A 4226-nucleotide genomic window follows, 5' to 3' on the forward strand; every position below is an offset into this window, starting at 1 on the left:
GGTGTCCGGTCGTTGAGCGAGCGAAGCGAGACGAAACGCGCCGCAGGATGGTGCTTACTCGGCGGGCTTGAGCTTCGTGAGGATCTGCACGATGTTCTGCTGCGTCGGGTCGGCGGACGCGTACGGGTCCTCCTCCGACGGCCAGCCCACGTAGTTGCGGGTGTTGAACTCGCCCAGCAGCGGGTGCGCGCCCAGCGGGATGGCCGGCACCTGCTCGGCGAAGATCGTCTGCAGCGTGTCGAGTGCCGCGGTGCGCTCCTCGTCGGACGAGGCGTTGGCGTACGAGTTCAGCGCGGCCGTCGCCTCGGGGTCGTCGAAGCGGCCGAAGTTGAAGCCGGCCTTGCCGTCCGAGATCCAGCGCGGGTCCATGGTCGAGGTGTAGAGGCCGTAGGCCGTGCCGCTGTCCTCGAGCCAGTGGATGATCGCCGAGAAGGTGCCGTTGTCGCGCGGGTCCGCCCAGCCGCCCCAGTCGGGCATGTCGATCTTGACCTCGGCGCCGATGGCATCGGTCACGTCTTCGGCGATGAGCTCCTGCGCGGTGTTCCAGTCGCTCCACCCGGAGGGGACGGAGAGCGTGAACGAGACGGGCGCACCATCGGGGTCGATCAGCGCGTCGTCCTTCCAGGTGTACCCCGCGGTCTCGAGCAGATCGCGCGCCTTCTCGGCGTCGACCGAGTAGTCCACGTCCTTGAACTCGGGCTGGATCTCGTCGTCGAGGATCGATGACAGTCCGGTCACCGACCAGACGGCCTCGCTGGCACCCTCGCGGGCGATGTCGACGTAGGCGTCGCGGTCGATCACCCAGGCGAGCGCCTGGCGGAAGGCCGGGTCGTCGAACGGCTTCTGCTGCAGGTTCATGAACAGCGTCGCCGAGCCGGTGGTGGGAGCTGCCCAGAACTTGTTGTGCTCGGGGTCGACCGACAGGAACTGCTCCTCGATCTGCGGGATGAACGCCTGTGCCCAGTCGGCGTCGCCGTTGGCGAGAGCGGTGGTCAGCGCGGTGTTGTCGCCGTACGAGACGTAGTGCAGCTGGGGCACCGAGAGGTCGCCGCCCCAGTAGTCGTCGCGGGCGTCGAGGGTGACCGACTCGGTCGACCAGTTCGACAGCACGTAGGGACCGGTGCCGACCAGGTCGTCGCCCTTGACGGGGTTCGTGGCCGGGTCGTCGAGGTTCTCCCAGATGTGCTTCGGAACGATCGGCACGTGCAGGGCGCGGGCCTGATTGACGTACTTCGACGCGGCGAAGGTCAGCACGACGTTGTCGCCCTCGACCACGGCGCTGTCGAGCTGGAGGCCGGCCGTGTCCAGCGCGGGCGTGGAGGCGAGCTCGTACGAGTAGACGATGTCGTCGGCGGTGAACGGCTCGCCGTCGCTCCAGGTGACGTCCTTGCGCGGCACGACCGTGAGGACGGTGTAGTCGTCGTTCCACTCGATGCTCTCGGCGAGCCAGGGGGTGACTCCGCGGTCGCCGGTCTGGTTCACGAGGGCGAGGGTCTCGAAGATCACCTTGCCGTAGCCGTACTTCGAGGCGGACGAGTCGCCGACGAACGGGTTGTTGGATTCGGTGGTGATCGCGCCGTCGGGCTTCGCGATCGTGAGGGCGGCGCCGCCGGCAGCACTGCCGGAGTCGTCGTTCCCTCCGGCGGAGCATCCGGCGAGGGCCGAGATACCGAGGGCGGTGATCGCGGTCGCCGCGATCAGAGACTTTCTGAGCTTCATTGCTTCTCCTTGGGCACGGTCGTTGTGCTGTGTCGCCGGTGGATGGGGGTCCGCCGGCCGTCGTGATTTGCTTACTGTCGAGAAAGTAAGCTTCCGTGAGGTTACCGAGGAGTAAGTTGGATCGCAAGCACGGCTTGCGAGAGAGAGGAGGCCGCGATGGCAGACAGTGACCAGACCGTCCGCGTGCGCCCGGCGACCCTCGCGAAACGCGAGCAGATCCTCAAGGCGGCGGTCGAGATCTTCGGCAACAAGGGCTCGACCAACGGCACCCTCGCCGACGTCGCCGACCAGGTCGGGATCACCCATGCCGGGGTGCTCCATCACTTCGGGTCGAAGCAGAAGCTGCTGCTCGAGGTGCTCTCGTACCGCGACCAGACAGACGTCGCCGAACTCGCCGAGAAGCACATCCCCGGCGGCCCCGAGCTCTTCCTGCACCTGGTGCGCACGGCGTACGCGAACGAGCGGCGCCCCGGCATCGTGCAGGCGTACACCGTGCTCTCGTCGGAATCCGTGACCGACGACCACCCCGGACGCGAGTACTTCGAGGACCGGTACACGACGCTTCGGCGCGAGGTCACCGCCGCCTTCCACGAGCTGTGCGCCCAGGAGGGCGTGCGCGATCCCGACACGATCGCCGACGCGGCGGCCGCGATCCTCGCGGTGATGGACGGGCTGCAGCTGCAGTGGCTCCTCCACCCGGGGACCGTCGAGCTGGGCGGGGCGAGCGAGTTCGCGATCCGGGCGATCGTGAACGCGGTGCTGCATCCCGGGCCCGAGCTGTCGACGTACAGCCACCCCTGATCCCACCGGGCGCCACCGCTAGGCTCGGGCCATGACGATCGACCTCGAAGCGCTGTACATCGACCTGCATCAGCATCCGGAGCTCTCGTTCCAGGAGACGCGCACCGCCGGCATCGCCGCCCAGCACCTGCGCGATCTCGGTCTCGAGGTCGAAGAAGGTGTGGGCGTCACCGGCGTCATCGGCGTGCTGCGCAACGGCGACGGGCCGGTCGTGTGGGCGCGCGCCGACATGGACGCGCTGCCGGTCGAGGAGCAGACCGGGCTCGCCTACGCCAGCACCGCACACGGCGTCGACCCTGCGGGGACGACGGTTCCGGTCATGCACGCCTGTGGCCACGACATGCACGTCACCGCCATGATCGGCGCCGTCGAGAAGCTCGTCGCCGAACGCGACCAGTGGTCGGGCACTCTCGTCGTGGTGATCCAGCCGGCCGAGGAGTACGGCGCGGGTGCGCGGGCGATGCTCGACGCCGGCATCCTCGACCGCTACCCGAAGCCCGACATCGTGCTCGGACAGCACGTGACCCCGCTGCCCGCCGGCATCATCGGCGTGCGCAGCGGCACCCAGATGGCGGCATCCGACGGCCTGACCGTGACGCTGCACGGGCGCGGCGGCCACGGTTCCCGCCCGCACGCCACCATCGACCCGGTGGTCATGGCCGCGGCGACCGTGATGCGTCTACAGACCATCACCTCACGCGAGATCGACCCGCAGGGCGTGGCCGTCGTGACGGTCGGCTCGATCCACGCCGGACTCAAGAACAACATCATCCCCGCGGAGGCGAAGCTCGAGCTCAGCCTGCGCTACCCGAACGAAGAGGCGCGCGAGAAGGTGCTCTCGAGCGTCGAGCGCATCGTGCGGGCCGAGGCCGCGGCATCCGGCGCCGAGCGGGAGCCCGAGATCCGCACCGACCACACCCTGCCGGCCACGATCAACGACGAGGATGCCACGGCGCGGGTGACCGCAGCTCTGCAGCGTGCCCTCGGCGAGGCATCGGTCATCGACCCCGGCATGTTCACCGGCAGCGAGGACGTCTCGTGGTTCGCGCGGGATGCCGGGGCGCCGCTGGTGTTCTGGTTCTGGGGCGGCATCGACCCGGTCCGTTTCGCGGAGGCGAGCGCGGCCGGGCGCCTGGAGAAGGACATCCCGACCAACCACTCCCCCTTCTTCGCCCCCGAGATCCACCCGACGATCGAGGTCGGCGTGACGGCACTGTCGGCCGCAGCGCGGGAGTTCCTCGGCTAGACCGCGGGCTCGGCTCAGCTGCGGGGGTCGCGCTCCCGTCGGAGAAACGCGCTTCCGTCGGCCTTCTGCCGCAATACGGCCGACGGAAGTGCGGATCTCCGCGGCCGGTGCGGCGCGCGTGAGCGCGTGTCCCCCGAATGGCCGATGGCGGGGGTGTCGGATGTCGGCCATGATGACCATATGGTTCCTCGGAAGGGCTCTGCCTCGAGGTCGGAGCGGACTTTCATGGAGGTACCTCGTGCTCATGCCGTACGCCCTCGGTGACGGGCCCTGTCGTTGACCGCGCCGAATCAACCGACGGACGATCTCTCCGACTTCGCGGATTTGATGACCCGCGAGCAGGAGTTCGCCTCCCCTCGTGATCTCGATCCGGAGGCCCACAGGCGACGCCGACGCCGGGGACTCATCATCACCGCGGTCTGCGTGGTGCTCCTGCTGGCTGCGACCGGAGGATACGTCG

3 protein-coding genes are annotated in these 4226 nt (G+C 68.8%); 2 read left to right on the forward strand and 1 reads right to left on the reverse strand.

Annotated features, from left to right (window positions below; all coding sequences use genetic code 11):
• Nucleotides 1-54: 54 nt before the first annotated feature.
• A complete protein-coding gene (locus ACNPM4_RS03735) occupies nucleotides 55-1719 on the reverse strand; it encodes an ABC transporter substrate-binding protein (protein WP_262002880.1) in 1665 nt (554 codons plus the stop codon).
• A 156-nt stretch (nucleotides 1720-1875) separates the two neighbouring features.
• On the opposite strand from ACNPM4_RS03735, the gene ACNPM4_RS03740 reads away from it, so the two are divergent.
• Together ACNPM4_RS03740 and ACNPM4_RS03745 are read left to right on the forward strand one after the other, a co-directional pair.
• The gene (locus tag ACNPM4_RS03740) at nucleotides 1876-2520 is read left to right on the forward strand and encodes a TetR/AcrR family transcriptional regulator (RefSeq protein ID WP_105710705.1); all 645 of its coding nucleotides are present in this window, start codon (nucleotides 1876-1878) and stop codon (nucleotides 2518-2520) included.
• Between the two features lie 31 nt (nucleotides 2521-2551).
• Entirely contained in the window at nucleotides 2552-3766 is a 1215-nt protein-coding gene (locus ACNPM4_RS03745; RefSeq protein ID WP_262002882.1) for an amidohydrolase, read from the forward strand.
• The last annotated feature ends 460 nt before the right edge of the window (nucleotides 3767-4226 follow it).

The sequence above is a fragment of the Microbacterium umsixpiens genome, from assembly GCF_053543675.1.